This window comes from Brevundimonas aurantiaca (genome assembly GCF_014199955.1).
GTDB classification, from domain to species: domain Bacteria; phylum Pseudomonadota; class Alphaproteobacteria; order Caulobacterales; family Caulobacteraceae; genus Brevundimonas; species Brevundimonas aurantiaca.
This window is the reverse complement of sequence record NZ_JACHOQ010000003.1, coordinates 484,893-500,655: the sequence shown is the minus strand read 5'-3', so window position 1 is coordinate 500,655 and position 15,763 is coordinate 484,893. Positions and strand designations below refer to the sequence as shown.

The window sequence follows — 15,763 nt, the reverse complement described above, 5'->3', positions numbered from 1 at the left end:
CCTTGTGATCGTATTCGTCGATATTTTCGTCGAATACGAACCACACATCCGCACGATTTGCAATCACGCGGATATTTCAGGCCTATGGGGGAGCTGCCTCTCAGCTCCAGCGCGCGGTACCCTCGTCAGCTTTCAAGGGGCAGCAGGTCATCGACGACCCGGCCCGTCCGGGTCCGGCGGATGTGGACGATGATGTCGATGGACTGGGTGATCATACGGTGCGGGATCGCTGGCCCGACCTCGGCGATCAGATCCTCGATCCGGGACACAGCCTCGCGGGCGGAATTCGCGTGGATCGTCGAAAGGCCGCCCGGATGCCCGGTGTTCCAGGCCTTGAGGGTTTCGAGCGCCGCCGACCCTTCGCGCATTTCTCCAACGACGATCCGATCAGGTCGCATGCGCAAAGCGTCACGGACCAGGTCGACGACCCCGATCGGCACAGGGTGGCGGCGTGTGAGGGTGGCGACGAGATCCCACGCGGAACATTGAAGTTCGGGCGTATCTTCAATCAGGAAGACACGGTCGTTCGCAAACGCCGGCTCTGCGAGCAGCGCATTGGCCAGCGTCGTCTTCCCCGAACCCGTACCGCCCGAGATCAGCAGATTCCGGCGATCCCGCACCGCGGCGCGCAGGACCTCGGCCTGCCCCTCCGTCACCACGCCGTCACGGACATAGTCATCCAGGGTCCAGATCACGGCGGGTCGTTTCCGGATCGAAAAGGCAGGCGCGGCGGTTACCGGCGGGAGAAACCCCTGGAACCGCTCCCCGGTGACCGGAAGTACCCCTGCCAGACGTGGATTCTCCCGGGTGACCGGATCCCCGACATAGTCCGCGATCAACCGGATGACCCGTTCCCGGGCTTCTGACTCCAACTCGTGGCCGGTATCGGCGCGCCCGGTCCCGACGCGATCCAGGACCAGGCGCCCATCCGGGTTGACGAGGACTTCGACCACAAGCGGATCGGTGAGCGCCTCCAGGATGTCGGGCCCCAGCGCGTGGCGAAGCGCCTCCAGCTTCCGTTCGCCGACGATAGGATGGACGCTCATTCGGCCGTCCCGCGCTGCGGCCTGCCGCCCGAGATCAACCGGGCGGCCGTGTCATCGAGAAGCTGTTCGATCCGGCGGTCCACTGCGGCGCGGGCGACAGGATCCTGATCCGTGACGGCGTCCGGCAAACGCATGAAGAAGGCGCGGGCGACCTCGATGACCAGCTCCTGGATGATTTGCACGTCTCGCGCCGTCGACCGCATGTGGTCTCTTAGCGCGCGGTCGAGCTGAAGCAGACGGTCGTCCGGATCGGCGGGGAGGCTTCTGGCCAGGCCCTTCGCAAGCGAGCGTCCGGCGGCCTGGCTGATCGGAATATTGGCCGAGCGCGCTTCCCGCTGCAGGGCGGCGACCACGCGGGGGTCGGTGAGATAGACCTGAACCCGCGTCGCCCCGGTCTCACGCCCGCCCATCCCCGCCTCCCTGCAACCCGTCAAGCACCGCCTGTTCCGCCGCGAAGGCGGTCGAAATCCGCTCGTAGGTCTCGGCCGCCCTGGCGGCGACGCGTCGGTCATGGATCGCCGCCTCCACCTCTTTGAACAGCGGCAGGGCCGCCTCCGGATCCTCGCCCAGCCCCCGTCGTCCCGCCCATGGGTGAACCGGTGCGCCAGGCGTGTCGACGCCAGCCGCCTGATCCGGCGGCGGCAGGTCCGCGCGCGTCCGGAAGGGCCGCTCCCTGTCGTAGAGGACCTTGCGTGTCCGCAGCGGTCTGTGCCCTGCCGCAAAGGTCAGCTGCACCTCGTCCGGCAGCGCCCGGACTTCGCCCGGCTCCAGCAGGGGCCGTTCGATCTCGGAGCGGGACACCGAGCTCCGGCCGGCGCCCAGCCCCGCCGGACCGCTGCGGCTGGTCTTCCGCTCCAGCACGGTGCCGGTGAGCTTGGACACCTTGTCCTGTGTTAGCGGATCGAGAGCGCTGAAGGCGGTGTAGACATGGCAGTTGTCGAGGATGGTGTTGTTGGCCCCATAGGTCTCGACGATGTCGTTCAGGGACTGGGCGACGAACATTGTCTTGATGCCGTAGCCGCTCATCAGGCGCAGGGACTTCTCGAAGAAGGCCAGTCGGCCCAGCAGCGGGAACTCGTCCATGAGCATCAAAAGGCGCCGGCGCTTCTCGCGGCCCGCGTCGTCGGCGTGCTCTGCGGCGGTCAGGGCCTGGGCCGCCGCGTAGAAGAGAAGCCGGATCACCGGTCGCAAGGCGACGGCGTCGGCCGGAGCGACCTGCACATAGAGGGAGACCGGCGCCTCGGCGCACATCAGATCGCCGAGCGCGAAATCCGATGCCGACATCGCCCGAACCAGATCGTCGCCGGCCAGCCATTTGAGATAGCTGCGCGCCGTGCCCTGCACCGAGGTGCGAAAGCGGTCGTGCATCGCCGCGTAGCCCTTCACCGCCGTGGAGATGAACGGATGGACCTCGGGGACGCCCTCGGGACCCAGACGATGAAGGGTCCGGACCATGACGTCGGCGGCGGCGTCCAGATCGGCGAGGATCGTTCTCACCGTCAACAACGTCTTGTCCGCGTCCGGCGCCGTGTAGAGGACGTGCAGGATCACGGCTTCGAGAATCTCGGACGCCGCCTTGTCCCAGATGGCCTCGTCGTCCCGTGCGCCTCCCGGATCGCTGAGGATGGCGACCAGCCGCTGGACCTGCGCCAGTTCCTGGGGCCCCGGTCTGATCTCCGCCAGAGGATTGAAGCGCGCGGACGCCGGGTCTCGCGGGTTGAAGTAGAGCGCATGACTGTGCTGGGCGCGCCAACCGGCGGTCACCCGCCACAGCTCCCCCTTGGGATCATGGACCAGGACGCTGTCGGTCCAGCTCAACAGGGTGGGGACGACATGGCCCCGTCCCTTCCCCGCGCGGGTCCCGCCCGTCACGAGCGTCGGGCGCAGGTCGGTCGTCGCCAGAAGACGGCCCTGCAACCGCCCGAGGACGCACCCCGCGTCGTGCCTCAGGCCCGCACGGCGAGCCTCCGCCAGGCCGCCCCACCCGCGCGTTCGCTTCACGGCGCCGCCGTCGAACAGAAGCAGGCCCCCGGCGCCCGCGGCCATCACGAGCATGAAGACCGAGAGCGGCAGGGCGAAGGCGTCCCCCTCCGCCGCCCCGAACCTCTGGCGCCAGACGAGGATCATCCAGGGCCAGTAGACGCCTGTCTCGTCCAGCCGGAGCGCCGGCCCCAGCGTCACATGATAGCGATAAAGCCAGGCGAAGGTCTGGGTGGACGCCTGAAGCGCGACTAGTAGTGCGGCGACAAGACCGGCGAGGCGTGCTGGCGGCATGACGACCATCCGTTCGAAGACCATCGAGACTTCGAGGGAGAGGGCCGTTTGAGGCGACTTTCTGGCCGCAAATCCGGTCCTCGGGCGCCGTCGACGCCGATATAGAGGCGTGTCACGCGGGTGAGCCGTTTTGCCCGATCCGGCCGGACCGCAATATATTCTCGCTGTCGGCTCGTCTCCGAGCCGTGACGGGTCAGTTGCCGCCTTCGCGCACCCCGGCGGCCCTCAGGAGGTCGCCGACACGACGACCGTCGAGCCGGCAGGTCGCGATCACCCGATCATAGACGATCACCCGGCCGCTACGTCCTCGCGTCGCCACGCATTCGAGGCGTCGGCCCATCACCAGACGGCGCAACTGGTCCCGGGCGGCGCGTCCGCCCGGTGCGTTGAGCTCCGGGGCATTGAAGTCCGCGAGCCTCACCTCGATCCAGGTGGAGGGGTTCGTGCTGTCGCCGACGCAGAGCCCGTCGCCATCGCCGACATAGCGGGTTTGCCCCGAGAAAACCTGTCCGGCGCGATCTGGCAGTCGCCCCTCGCACGGATCGGCATGGGCGATCGCGGGCGCGGCGAGGAGCGGGAGGATGAGCCACCATTTCATCGGATCAACCTGGGCCGATCCGGTCGGATCGAAAAGCGCGATCGGGAAGAAAGGAAGGGCGGCCGGGAATGCTCCGCTTGGGAGCCTTGCTGGAGACCGCCATGCGCCCGCTTCCTGACCTCGAACCCGCGATCGCCGCGGCTGGGCGTTCGCCCGACACGAGTTCCCTCGCCAACCTCGACGACCGCGCCCTCCTCGCGCTTCTGCTGGGCCGCAGCATGCGACAGACATCAATGCCCGCCGTGGACGCCCTGTTCGACCGGTTCGGCGACATCGCCGCCATTGCTTCCGCCGATGTGCCGGAACTGGCGCGCGCCAGCGGACTGGGACCAGCGGCTCTCACCGACCTGAAACTGCTTCGTGTGCTCAGCGAACGGCTGGTCCGCGCCGAGGCTTCGAGACGGCCCGTCATCACCAGCTGGACGGCCTTGCTCGCCTATGTTCGGGTCGCATTGGCCGAGGAACCCCGCGAGCAGTTCCGGGCCCTGTTCCTCGACAAGCGCAACCGGCTCCTGAGCGACGAACTGGTCGCCCAGGGCACGATCGACCATGCCCCCGTCTATCCGCGCGAGGTCGTGCGGCGGGCGCTGGAGGGGTCGGCCGCGTCCATCATCCTCGTGCACAATCACCCTTCGGGCGATCCCGAGCCGTCCCGCGCCGACATCGAGATGACGCGGAAGATCGTCGACGCCGCCAAGGTCTTCGACATCCAGGTTCACGATCATCTGGTCGTCGGGAGGGACGGTACGGCCAGCCTGCGCACCCTCGGGCACTTCCGGTGAGCCTGCGCCAGATCGTGGCGATCCTCGGCGGAGACCTCTACCAGAACGGCTTGCGCGCCAATGTGCCGGCGCCCGGCCATGGGAAGGCGGACCGTTCCGTCTCGCTCCTGCTCGATGGCGGCCGTGTCGTCATCCACACCTTCGGCGCGGCCGATTGGCGGGAGGTGCGCGACGACCTGCGGCGTCGCGGACTGGTCGATCACGGCGGTCGGCTCATGGGTGTCGCGGACACGCCGGACAGGCCCGTGATCGACCACCCCCGACGGCGGGCGGTCGCGGGTGCGCTCTGGCAGGATGGGGTAAGGCCCGCCCGGACCGGCGTGGTCGCACGTCACCTCGCCGTGCGCGGCGTCGCTTGGCGGGAAGACCTCGACGACCTGCTCGAACATCCCCGCGCGCCCCTCTCGGTCTACCGGCCGGGGCGGCGCGTCGGACGCGCGATGATGACCGGGATCCGGTCGCCCTCGGGGGATCTCACGGCCGTCGAGCTCACCTATCTCGCGACCAACGGGCAGGTCGCATCGGGTCTGAGCGTTCCCCGCAAGACCGTGGGCCAAGTCCCGCCGGGATCGGCCGTACGGCTGCGTCCCGCGGCGGCGCGGATGCTGGTGGCCGAAGGCGTCGTCACCACCCTGTCCGCCATGGTCCGCTTCGACCTGCCGGGCTGGGCGCTCATGTCAGCCGGAAACCTCTCGCGGTGGCATGCACCCCACCATGTTTCGACGGTTCTAATCGCCGGAGACCGGGGCGAAGCCGGGGAGATCGCCGCGATGCGGCTGGCCAGGCGGCTCGAGCGCGATGGCGTGGAAGCGATCGTCGCCTTTCCCCCAGCCCCGTTCGGCGACTGGAACGAGGCCGCTCGAGACCATCAGAAAGCGGGAAAGGAAGAGCGCGGACGGGCGCCGTAAAGGCGGGGATGGACCTCGCCTACGGCAGGAGAGCCCTCATGTCCCGTTCCACCGCCGTCGCCGTCGTCGCCACCCCCTTCCAGGTCGCGTCGACCCGTAACCGCCCGCTGGTCCATCTCCGTGATCTCGACATCGCCCCGGAGAACCTTCGCTTCGGCGAGCCCTCCGACGATGACATTCCGCTGCTTGCCGAGACTCTGTTCGCCGCCGGTCAGCTGCAGCCCCTGACCGTCCGGCCCGGTCGAAAGAAGGAAGCCGCCAACATGGCGCTCGACGGCAGGCGGCGCTTGCTGGCGCTTCGTCTTCTGGTCGAACAGGGACGTATCGACGACAGCTTCCTCGTCGATGTCTTCGTCGAGACGGATCCCGCCCGCCAGGCCGCGGCCGTCCTGCTCACCAACACGGCCGTGCCGGTCCATGTCGCCGACATCATCGCGGCGATCGGCCGGATGCTGAAACGCAAGCTCGGCGTGCCCACGATCGCCAAGGCGCTGGGATACGCGGAAATCGACATCAAACGTCTCGCGGCCCTTGCCGCCCTGCCGGATGTCGCGCTGCAGGCGCTGCGGCTCGGCCGGCTGAACCTGCGCCAGGCGCGCCTGCTCGCCAGGCTCTCCGACCCCGACGAGCAGGCGGAGCTGGCCCGGATGACCCTCGACGGTCACGGTTTCCAGGATTGGCGCGTGACCGAAAAGCTCGACGAGGCTCGCGTCACCGCGCGCGACCCTCGCTGCGCCCTCATCGGCCCGGAGCGATACGCCGAGGCCGGCGGCCGCTCCGAGACCGATCTGTTCGGCGAGCTGCCGCCGGTGCTGCTGGACCCGGCCATTCTCACGGAGGCCTGGACCCGACGTGCACGGGAGATCGCCCTGATCTACGAGGCCGAGGGCCTGGCGGTCCACGTCACGGCGGGCCCCGAACCGGACCTGCCGGACGATCTGGAAGCCGCCGGTTACGTCTACGGCGGCATGCTTCCGGCCACGGAGATGGCGGCCTACCGCGACAAGCGAGACGCCTTCAACGCCGCCGTCGAAGGGGTCGAGGCGGTCCTGACGGAGACGACCGACGCCGAGGCGGTGGACGCCGCGCTCGACGTCATGATCCGCGACCGCCTGGCCATGGATCAGGCGGGATGGAGCGGCCGGGCAGCCACGACCCTGGTCCTGCGTCCTGCACTACGCACCGGGATCGAAGTCCGGTGCTTCACGCCCGTGGAACCGGAAGTCGAGGACGAGACCGACGATGAGGCGCCCGCCTCCGCGGGGGGCATCGCTGCCGCTCCCGTCTACCGGCCGCCCGAGGTCGATACGCCGGAACCCGAGACCGAGGGCGTCAACCACGCCCTTCACGCCGTGCGCACCGACGTGGCCACCCGCGGTCTGATCCGCGCCCTCGCCGACGATCCCGGCGTCGCCTTCACGGCGCTGATCGCCCGCCTGTTCAATCAGCTGGCCGTCAGGACCTCCGGCCAGAGGTCCGAGTCCGCCCTCGCCCTGACCGCGTCCGCCTTCAAGCCGACCGGCGGTCGCGTCATCGAGGCGTTGGACGGCGAGGTCCGCCAGAGGCTCGACGATCGACGCGCCGCGTGGGAGGCGTCGGGCCAGACGGTGATCGCCTGGGTGCATGGTCTCGCCCATGGCGACAAGATGGGTTTGCTGGCCGAGCTCACCGCCCTCTCCCTGGATGTTCGGGAGGAGCGGACCACACTGATCCGCAAGTCGGCCCGGGCCGAAGCCGCTGAACTCGCCGAGCTTTGCGGCGCGGACATCAGTCTGCACTGGACCCCGGACGCCGAGTTCCTGAAGCCGCATTCCAAAACCCTGCTGCTGAAGATGCTGGAAGAGATGGACCGGGCCGATGTGAGAGCGGCCCTGCTGAAGAAGGCCGATCTGATCCCCTGGGTCGAGGAGAATGCGGCCGAGAAGGGATGGGCGCCGGCCAGCCTGTCCTGGACCACACCGCCCGACGTCGACGAGGTCGCGGCGTCGGACGCTGACGGTCCGGAGAGCGATACGGCGGAAGAGAGCGAAGGCGATGCTGACGACGGCGTCGGCGCCTTCGAGGTCACCGCTGAAGGCGAGGCGGCGCTCGACGACGCCGCCTGATCCAGGCGTGAAGACGACGAGGCCCGTCGCGACATCGTCGCGGCGGGCCTTCGTCATGGAAGGCGGGAGGAAGGGCGGCTGGGCGCGAGCCTGGAGGACCGGAGGGATGAGCCCGCCGCTCCAGGCGACGGAGCCCTTCCCATGACCGCCGCGCAGACACCGCCTCAGACCGCCAGCCTCTCGCTCTTCAGCGCACCACGCCCGTGCGACCGCGCCGCCAACCTCATGGCCGCAGCCCGGGTGCTCGCCACCCACCTGGCCCGGTCCCGCCCGCTGCACCGCAAACTGGTCTCCAGCGTCATGACCACCGGCTTCGGCGGGTCGGACGCCGAGGGCTTGTGGAACTGGCGGGACGCCTATGAGGCCATCGAGGCGGCGACCGTTTTGCAGATCCGCCGGCTGGCGCCCCAGGTGTCGCGGCTCGAGGACGCGCCGGCCGCCATCGCCGTCCTTCTGGCGACGGTCGGCGCCCTGGGTCTGACCCACAGCCGACGCAGCGAAGATCAGATCGCGCTGGACCAGTTCTCCACGCCGCCGGAACTGGCGGCGCTCGTGGTGCTGGCCGGTCAGGTTCGCCCGGGTGACCAAGTGCTGGAGCCTTCGGCGGGCACCGGGCTGATCGCTATCGTGGCCGAGGCCTGCGGCGGAGTTCTGACGCTGAACGAACTGGCCGAGGGTCGCGCCGTCCTGCTCGACGGCCTCTTCGTTTCGGCGACGCGGTCACGTCTTGATGGACGACGCGTCCAGAACCTGTTGCCGGGCGCGGGCGGGTTCGACGTCGCGGTCTGCAATCCGCCCTTCACCGATCTGGAGGCGCATCTGACCGGGGCCTTCTCGGCCCTGGCCGATGGCGGGCGCCTGGCCGCCGTCGTGCCGATCACCGCCCTCATCGACGAGGGTCTGATGCGTCGGTTGAGCGCCAGGGGGCGTGTCGTCGCCCGGATCGGCTTTCCGCCACGCGCCTTCTCCAGGCACGGCACCAGCGTGGAGACCGGGTTGCTGGTTCTGGACCGGCTCGAGGGCGGCGCCGCGGTCGCTGCGCTCGCGAACGGTGAAGATCTCGCCGCCTGTGCCGCCCTGGCCTCGGCTGTGCCCGAGCGCGTCAAGGCGAGGCCGAGGGTTCGCCTCGAACTCGGGGCGCAGACCTTGCTGGCGCCCCGGGACCGGTCACTCGCCCTGCCGTCCGGGCGTCTCGGCTTCCTCGCGGGAGCGTCCCCCATCACCTATCAGACCCTCGCCTGGACGGGCGAGGGCCGCGATGTCGGCCTCTACCAGGCGCACCGGCTGGCGCGGATCGCCCTGACGGCGCAGACGCCCCACCCGTCAGCCCTGGTCGAGTCCGGTCCGATGGCCTCGGTCGCCCCGCCCGCCCCGTCATACCGGCCGGTCCTTCCGGCGGCGGTGCGTCTCGACGGCCGGATCTCCGACGCCCAGCTGGAGACGGTCATCTACGCCGGCGAGGCTCACGCCGGCATGCTGCCCGCCTGGTGGACGCCGGGAGAGTCGGCTCGTCAGCTCAGGTTGTCGCGGGAGGAGGATGAGGGTTCCGTCCAGCTCCGGCGCGGCTTCTTCCTTGGCGACGGCACCGGCTGCGGCAAGGGCCGGGAGATCGCCGCCGTCATCGCCGACAACATGGCCCAGGGGCGGACCAAGGCCCTGTGGTTGTCGAAGAACGACTCCCTGCTGGACGACGCCCGGCGCGATTGGGCCGCCATCGGCGGCGGGGCCCACGACATCGTGCCGCTCAACAGCTGGAAGTTGGGAGATGGCGTGCGGCTGGATCGCGGGATTGTCTTCACCACCTACGCCACCCTGCGTCAGCCTGCGCGCGGCCAGAAGATGTCGCGGCTCGACCAGATCGTCGCCTGGCTGGGCGAGGATTTCGACGGGGTCATCGCCTTCGACGAGGCCCACGCCATGGCCAACGCCGCGGGGGGCGGCAAGGGGGCGCGGGGAACGAAGAAGGCCTCCCTGCAGGGGATGGCCGGCCTGGCGCTTCAGAACCGGCTGCCGAACGCCCGGGTGCTCTATGTCTCGGCGACCGGCGCCACCACCGCGGAGAATCTGGCTTACGCGGCCCGTCTGGGTCTTTGGGGCGGGCCGGAGGCGCCCTTCGTCACCCGCGACGACTTCCTCGACGCCATGGACAAGGGCGGGGTCGCCGCCATGGAGCTCGTCGCGCGCGAGCTCAAGGCGCTCGGCCTCTATGTGGCGCGGTCGTTGTCGTTCGAGGGCGTCGAGTACGAGCCGCTCTTCCACGCCCTGACCGAGGACGACATCAGCATCTGGGACGCCTGGGCCGACGCCTTCCAGCTGATCCACGCCAATCTGGGCGAGGCGCTGAAAGCGACCGGCTTCAATGATGAGGAAGGCAAGGCCAAGAGCGGCCTGGCCGCCTCAGCCGTCCATTCCGCGTTTGAAGGCGCCAAGCTGCGCTTCTTCGGCCACCTCCTCGCGGGATTGAAGGCGCCGACGCTTGCGGCGTCGATCCGGGCGGACCTGACCGAAGGGCGTTCCGCCGTGATCCAGATCGTTTCGACGAACGAGGCGGTGATGGAGCGAAGACTGGCGTCCATCCCGCCGGAGGAATGGAACAACCTCTCCATTGACCTGACGCCGCGCGAATATGTCCTCGACTATCTGCGCGAGGCTTTCCCGGTGAATCTCATGGAGGCGATCGAGGGTGACGACGGCTCGGTGACGCTGGTCCCGGTCATGGTCGACGGCCGGCCCGCCGTGAGCCAGGAGGCGTTGCGCCGGCGCGAAGACCTGATCGAGAAGATGGCGCTCCTGCCCGCCGTGCCCGGCGTTCTGGACGCCCTTCTGGACACCTTCGGAACAGAGGCGGTCGCAGAGATCACGGGACGGTCGCGTCGCGTCGTCGCGCGCGACGGACGCCGGCTCGTCGAGCGCCGCGGCGCCTCGGCCGCGCGGTCGGAGACCGACGCCTTCATGTCCGGCCGCAAGCGTATCCTGGTCTTCTCGGACGCAGGCGGCACAGGACGCAGCTACCACTCCGACCTCTCGGCGCCGAACCAGCAGCGCCGCTCGCACTACCTGGTCGAACCGGGCTGGCGGGCGGATGCCGCCATCCAGGGTCTGGGGCGCAGTCATCGCACCCATCAGGCCTGTCCGCCGCTGTTCCGCCCGGTCACCACCGACATCCACGGCGAGAAGCGGTTCACCTCGACCATCGCTCGACGGCTGGATTCGCTGGGAGCCCTGACGCGCGGCGAACGCCGAACGGCCGGGGCCGGTCTGTTCCGGGCCGAGGACAATCTGGAAAGCCCGTGGGCGCGACGCGCCTTGCTCGTCTTCTATGGCGCGCTCGGCTTTGGCGAGCTGTCGTCCATGACGCTGGAGGACTTCGAGACCAGGACCGGCCTGAAGCTGCGCGACGCCGACGGGGGGCTCAAGCTCTCCGACGACCTGCCGCCGATCCACACCTTCCTGAACCGGCTGCTGGCGTTGCGCATCGCCGACCAGAACGCCCTGTTCGCCGACTTCGACGGCATCCTTTCAGGCATTCTCGAAAGGGCCGCCGCCTCGGCCGACCTGGACCGCGGGCTGGAGGACATCGAGGCTGAGGAGTTGGCCGTGGTGGAGGAGGAGACCATCCGGACCGACGTCTCGACCGGGGCGGAAACCGCACTCGTCACCTTCGAACTCAAGGTGCGGCGTGAACTCGTCAGCTCGGACGCGGCGTTGGCAGGCGCTGAAGGCTCGGCCTTCCGCCTGGTCGTCAACGACCGTTCCGGCCGCGCCGCCCTGGCCGAGTTCGGGTTGACCACCACGACCGATGACGACCGGCTTGTTCCGGCGGTGCGCCTCTTGCGGCCTGACCAGCATCAGGTCACGCCGGAGAAGACGTTCGAGGAGTCGGCCTGGGCCCAGACCGATGAGGCGGCGTGGCGGGCGGTCTGGGACGCCGAAGTCGCCGCGACCGATCCGTGGCGGACGCGCCGCCTGACCCTGGCGACCGGCCTTCTGTTGCCAATCTGGGGAAGGCTGCCGTCCAAGGGCTGTTCGGTTCGCCGCGTACGCGCGCCGGACGGTCGGCGTTGGCTGGGCCGCGTGCTGGACGAGGTTCAGGCCGCCAGCCTGAAGACGGCGCTGGGCCTGACCGAGGTCGGCGACGCCTGGGCCGATGGCGGGCGCACCGCTGCGGCCGTACTCGACCGCAATGTCCAGCTCGCCCTTTCGGGCGGCCTGTGGCTCAAGCGATCGCGGGTCATGGACCGCTGGCGGCTGGAAGTGGTCGGGGGCCGCACCGACCGTGACGCCCTGGTCTCGCTCGGCTGCTTCGTCGAGATCATCGCCTATGCCCCACGGGTCTTCGTTCCGGTGGACCGGCCCGATGTCGTGGAGGGGGTGCTGCGCCGCCATCCGGTCCAGTCGATCCTGGAGGGTGCCGCAGCCTAGCGAAACAGCGACTTACGCTTGCCGGCTCACTGCGGGTCGCCGGGCGCGATACCGACAAGTCCGGCGACTGGAATCAACAGCGGCAGCGCGCCGACGATTACCAAATGGGAAGAGCGACACCGTCCCGCGAAACCCAGACCGGCTGCGGCCTGGCGGTCTGCGCTGCAGTCTCAAGGCCGTGCCGCTTCGGCCACTCCGGGGTGATCGTGATGACGCGGACCGAACTGCAACTGATCTCGCGTCAGAACAAGAAGGCCGAACCCCAAGAGACATACAGTCGCCATGGCGGCGGTCATGACCCGTCCAGCCTGCCCCTTCCGCCCGAGACGATAGGTCATGATCGCCAGGAGCGACATGAGAACGCCGAAGGACACGAACACCGGGATGCGGTAGGTCGCCGCCAGCGGTACGGCGAGACAGACGACGATCGCGCCGGCGACGAGGCTCGCGCCAATCGCGATCAGTGTGTCCTGCACCGGCCGGAACGGCTCTGGCCTCCCGTATAGCTTGGACCGGCCGCGCCCCTTGTAGCGCCCTGGACGCCATCGAGGAGCCTTGCTCCGGATCGGGGATCGCTTGCCCCCCATGGCTTCAGCCCTGCGCGTCCGCCGGGCGAGCCGCGCGGTTGGCCAGCCACACCCGCATACGGACAATTTCAGCTTCCTGAGTCCGAATGATCTCCTCCGCGAGGCCCTTGACCTCGGGATCCGAACCTTGGTCGAGCGCAATCCTTGCCATGGCGACCGCCCCCTCGTGGTGGGCGATCATCCCGCGCATGAAGTCGACATCGGCGTCGCCGCTGTAGTCGATGTTCATAGCGGCGTGCATCCGCTCGTTCGCCTCCTTGTAGGAACGGGTGGCGGGATTATCCGAGGCGGCATCGCCGTGCCCGGCATGCTGGTCGATCGGGCGTGCATCGACTGCCGTCGGCTCCGGCGCCGGGCGACCCTGCCGCGAGAGCATCCCGAAGCCGAAGACCGAGATCAGGAGAAAGGCGGCGATGACGCCAACCCAGCCGAGACGTTTCATTGGACTATCCTTTGCTTTCCTGAAGGCGGGTCATTCGACGCCGCGCGGACCGCGCCACGCCAGAAGGCGAAGCGCGTTGAAGACGACCAGCAGGGTGGAACCCTCGTGGAGGGCGACGGCAGGGCCGATGCCGAGACCGAGGATCGTCGCCGGGACGAGGAACGCCACGACCCCGAGGCTGACGAACAGGTTCTGGCGGATGATGCGGCGGGTTTGACGGCTGAGACCCACGGTGAAGGGCAACTTCGACAAATCATCCGCCATCAAGGCTACGTCGGCGGTCTCCAGGGCGACGTCCGATCCCGCCGCACCCATGGCGACGCCGACCGTCGCGGTGGCCATCGCCGGAGCATCGTTGACGCCATCGCCGACCATGGCGACCTTGGTCTCCGCCCGGAGTTTCTTGATGGCGTCGACCTTGTCCTCCGGCATCAGGTCGCCCCACGCCTCGGTCAGCCCGACCTGACCGGCCACCGCCTGGGCCGCCTTCTGGTGGTCGCCCGAGATCATGATCATGCGGCGAATGCCGAGCGCGCGGAGCGCGGTAAGGGTCTCGCGCGCCTTGGCCCGAGGCGTGTCGAGAAGGCCGATGACCCCGAGATCCTTTGTCCCGCGGCGAACCACCATGAGCGTCCGTCCCTGGTTTCGAAGGCCCGCGACGGCGATCTCGGTGTCCGGTGCGAGCGGAGCGATGGCGTCCGAACCGAACATCTCCGGTTTGCCGATCCAAACATCCTGGTCGTCCAGGCGTGCCGTGACGCCCTTGCCAGTCAGGCTACGCAAATCCGTTGCGGTTCGAACGGGGGCGGCGACCAACCGCTGGCTTCCGTCGCGGACGATCGCTTCCGCCAAGGGGTGATCGCTGAGCCGTTCGACCGCGACAGCAATCTCCAGGAGCTCGCTCTCTGTCGTCTGGCCGAACGGAACGACATCGGTGATCCGCGGCCGCCCCTCGGTCAGCGTCCCGGTCTTGTCAAACGCGATGGCGTCGAGCGCTCCCAGGTTTTCGAGCGGCGCGCCACCCTTGACGAGAACCCCGGCGCGGGCCGCCCGGGCGACCCCGGACAACACCGCGCTCGGCGTGGCGATCGCGAGAGCGCACGGACTGGCGGCCACCAGCACGGCCATCGCCCGATAGAAGCTGTCGCGGAACGGCTCGTCGACGACAACCCATGCAAACAGGAGGACGAAGGCCAGACCGAGCACGAGGGGCACGAAGACGCGCTCGAAGCGATCGGTGAAGCGCTGGGTCGGCGACTTTTGGGTCTCGGCCTCACTCACCATCCGGACGACCTTGGCCAAGGTGGTGTCGTTGGATCGACGCGTCGTTTCGATCTCGATGGCGCCGCCGCCGTTAATGGTGCCGGCGAAGACCACCGACGCCGCCGAGACATTCGCCGGCTTGGCGCGGGCCTCCTCGGGGTTCAGGACAGGCTGCTTGTCCACCGGAATGCTCTCCCCTGTCACGGGAGCCTGGTTCACGCTGGATGTTCCCTTCACGACGAAGCCGTCGGCCGGGAGACGCTCGTTCGGCCGGACGACGACGAGGTCGCCGACTTCCAGCTCTTCGACCGGAAGTTCGACGACGGCCTCTCCTCGCCGCACATGAGCGGTGCGCGGGGCCAAGGCGGCCAGAGCCTCGATCGCCTTCTTGGCGCGACCCATCGCGAAGTGTTCGAGGGCGTGCCCGAGGCTGAACAGGAACAGTAGCAGCGCCCCTTCCGCCCAGGCTCCGAGCGCCGCGGCGCCGGCTGCGGCCACCAGCATCAGGGTGTCGATCTCGAAACGCTTGCGCCGCAGATTCCCGACAGCCTCGCCGACCGTGAACCAGCCGCCCAAGGCATAGGCGATCAGGAAAAGGCCGAAGGGCAGCCATCCCGGCACGCCCGGAATGAATTTCTCGATCAGCCAACCAATCGTGAGCGCGACACCGCTGCCGACCGCGAAAATGAGCTCCGTGTTGGGTCCGAGGAAGCCGCCATGACCATGGTCGTGCCCGTCGCCTTCGGAATGTCCGTGGTCATGGCCATCGCCATCGAAGTGGCCATGGCCGTGACCGTCATCGGGCGTATGACTGGCCTCGTCATCGGATGGCGCAGTCGGCTGCGCATCAGGGCGCTTTGCAGTGGCTGAAGCAGCGTCCTCCGTCGCTCCGACCAGTGCGAGGCCGTGGCTCGCAAGGCGATCGACAAGCGTCTCACGGTTCGTGATCTGCCGGTCGAACTCCAGGCGCAGAGCGCCAGCCGGATCCAGCACCGCCTCGATCACGCCGGCTTCTTCGCCGAGCGCGGCCGCGAGCGTGCGGGCGTGCCGGGCGTGGCGGACACCCTCCACTCGCCCGACGAGATGCCCGAAACGCTCACTGACCTCGGCTCCGGCCTGACGCGCACGGCGACGGACCTGAGCCAGCGACAGCTGGTCGGGGTCGTAATGGATGCAAAGCTCTGGGCCTCCCTCGCCTTCGGCGACATGCGCCTCAGAGACGCCGGGTTCGGCCCGCAACAGCGCGATCAGCCGTCCAACGCAGCCGTCCTGCACATCGGGCGCATGAGGCAGGAGGACGGGAATGTTGAGGCGGAGGGTCTTGGGCATGATCGGG

At 68.9% G+C, this 15,763-nt stretch carries 11 protein-coding genes; 4 read left to right on the top strand and 7 right to left on the bottom strand.

The window, feature by feature from the left end; all coding sequences use genetic code 11:
• Positions 1–125: 125 nt before the first annotated feature.
• The 4 genes from trbB to GGQ93_RS09835 all read right to left on the bottom strand — a co-directional run bounded on the left by trbB (position 126) and on the right by GGQ93_RS09835 (position 3,918).
• A complete protein-coding gene (trbB, locus tag GGQ93_RS09850) occupies positions 126–1,046 on the bottom strand; it encodes a P-type conjugative transfer ATPase TrbB (protein WP_054764206.1) in 921 nt (306 codons plus the stop codon).
• Positions 1,043–1,456 (bottom strand): hypothetical protein, encoded by a 414-nt coding sequence (locus tag GGQ93_RS09845; RefSeq protein WP_054764207.1) that lies wholly within the window; start codon positions 1,454–1,456, stop codon positions 1,043–1,045. The genes trbB and GGQ93_RS09845 overlap by 4 nt, the downstream gene beginning before the upstream one ends.
• Positions 1,443–3,320 (bottom strand): type IV secretory system conjugative DNA transfer family protein, encoded by a 1,878-nt coding sequence (locus GGQ93_RS09840; RefSeq protein WP_082382754.1) that lies wholly within the window; start codon positions 3,318–3,320, stop codon positions 1,443–1,445. Before GGQ93_RS09840 ends, GGQ93_RS09845 begins: the two co-directional genes overlap by 14 nt.
• A gap of 193 nt (positions 3,321–3,513) precedes the next feature.
• A complete protein-coding gene (locus tag GGQ93_RS09835) occupies positions 3,514–3,918 on the bottom strand; it encodes a thermonuclease family protein (protein ID WP_035306061.1) in 405 nt (134 codons plus the stop codon).
• Between the two features lie 101 nt (positions 3,919–4,019).
• Here GGQ93_RS09835 and radC point away from each other — a divergent pair, with 101 nt between their 5' ends.
• The 4 genes from radC (at position 4,020) to GGQ93_RS09815 (ending at position 12,135) form a co-directional block, all read left to right on the top strand.
• Entirely contained in the window at positions 4,020–4,700 is a 681-nt protein-coding gene (radC, locus tag GGQ93_RS09830) for a RadC family protein (protein WP_081836096.1), read from the top strand.
• Positions 4,697–5,608 (top strand): toprim domain-containing protein, encoded by a 912-nt coding sequence (locus GGQ93_RS09825; RefSeq protein ID WP_054764208.1) that lies wholly within the window; start codon positions 4,697–4,699, stop codon positions 5,606–5,608. Before radC ends, GGQ93_RS09825 begins: the two co-directional genes overlap by 4 nt.
• Positions 5,609–5,646: 38 nt before the next feature.
• A complete protein-coding gene (locus tag GGQ93_RS09820) occupies positions 5,647–7,713 on the top strand; it encodes a ParB/RepB/Spo0J family partition protein (RefSeq protein WP_052004749.1) in 2,067 nt (688 codons plus the stop codon).
• A 141-nt stretch (positions 7,714–7,854) separates the two neighbouring features.
• Positions 7,855–12,135 carry a strawberry notch-like NTP hydrolase domain-containing protein gene (locus GGQ93_RS09815; RefSeq protein ID WP_035307822.1) on the top strand — a complete coding sequence of 1,427 codons (4,281 nt, stop codon included), beginning with the start codon at positions 7,855–7,857 and terminating at the stop codon, positions 12,133–12,135.
• 170 nt (positions 12,136–12,305) lie between these two features.
• Here GGQ93_RS09815 and GGQ93_RS09810 read toward each other — a convergent pair whose 3' ends face one another.
• The 3 genes from GGQ93_RS09810 to GGQ93_RS09800 form a co-directional block, all read right to left on the bottom strand.
• Complete coding sequence (locus tag GGQ93_RS09810) at positions 12,306–12,611, bottom strand: hypothetical protein (protein ID WP_035307824.1); 306 nt, start codon at positions 12,609–12,611, stop codon at positions 12,306–12,308.
• A 115-nt stretch (positions 12,612–12,726) separates the two neighbouring features.
• Complete coding sequence (gene copM / locus GGQ93_RS09805; protein ID WP_035307825.1) at positions 12,727–13,164, bottom strand: CopM family metallochaperone; 438 nt, start codon at positions 13,162–13,164, stop codon at positions 12,727–12,729.
• A 30-nt stretch (positions 13,165–13,194) separates the two neighbouring features.
• The gene (locus GGQ93_RS09800; RefSeq protein ID WP_035307827.1) at positions 13,195–15,756 is read right to left on the bottom strand and encodes a heavy metal translocating P-type ATPase; all 2,562 of its coding nucleotides are present in this window, start codon (positions 15,754–15,756) and stop codon (positions 13,195–13,197) included.
• Positions 15,757–15,763: the final 7 nt, after the last annotated feature.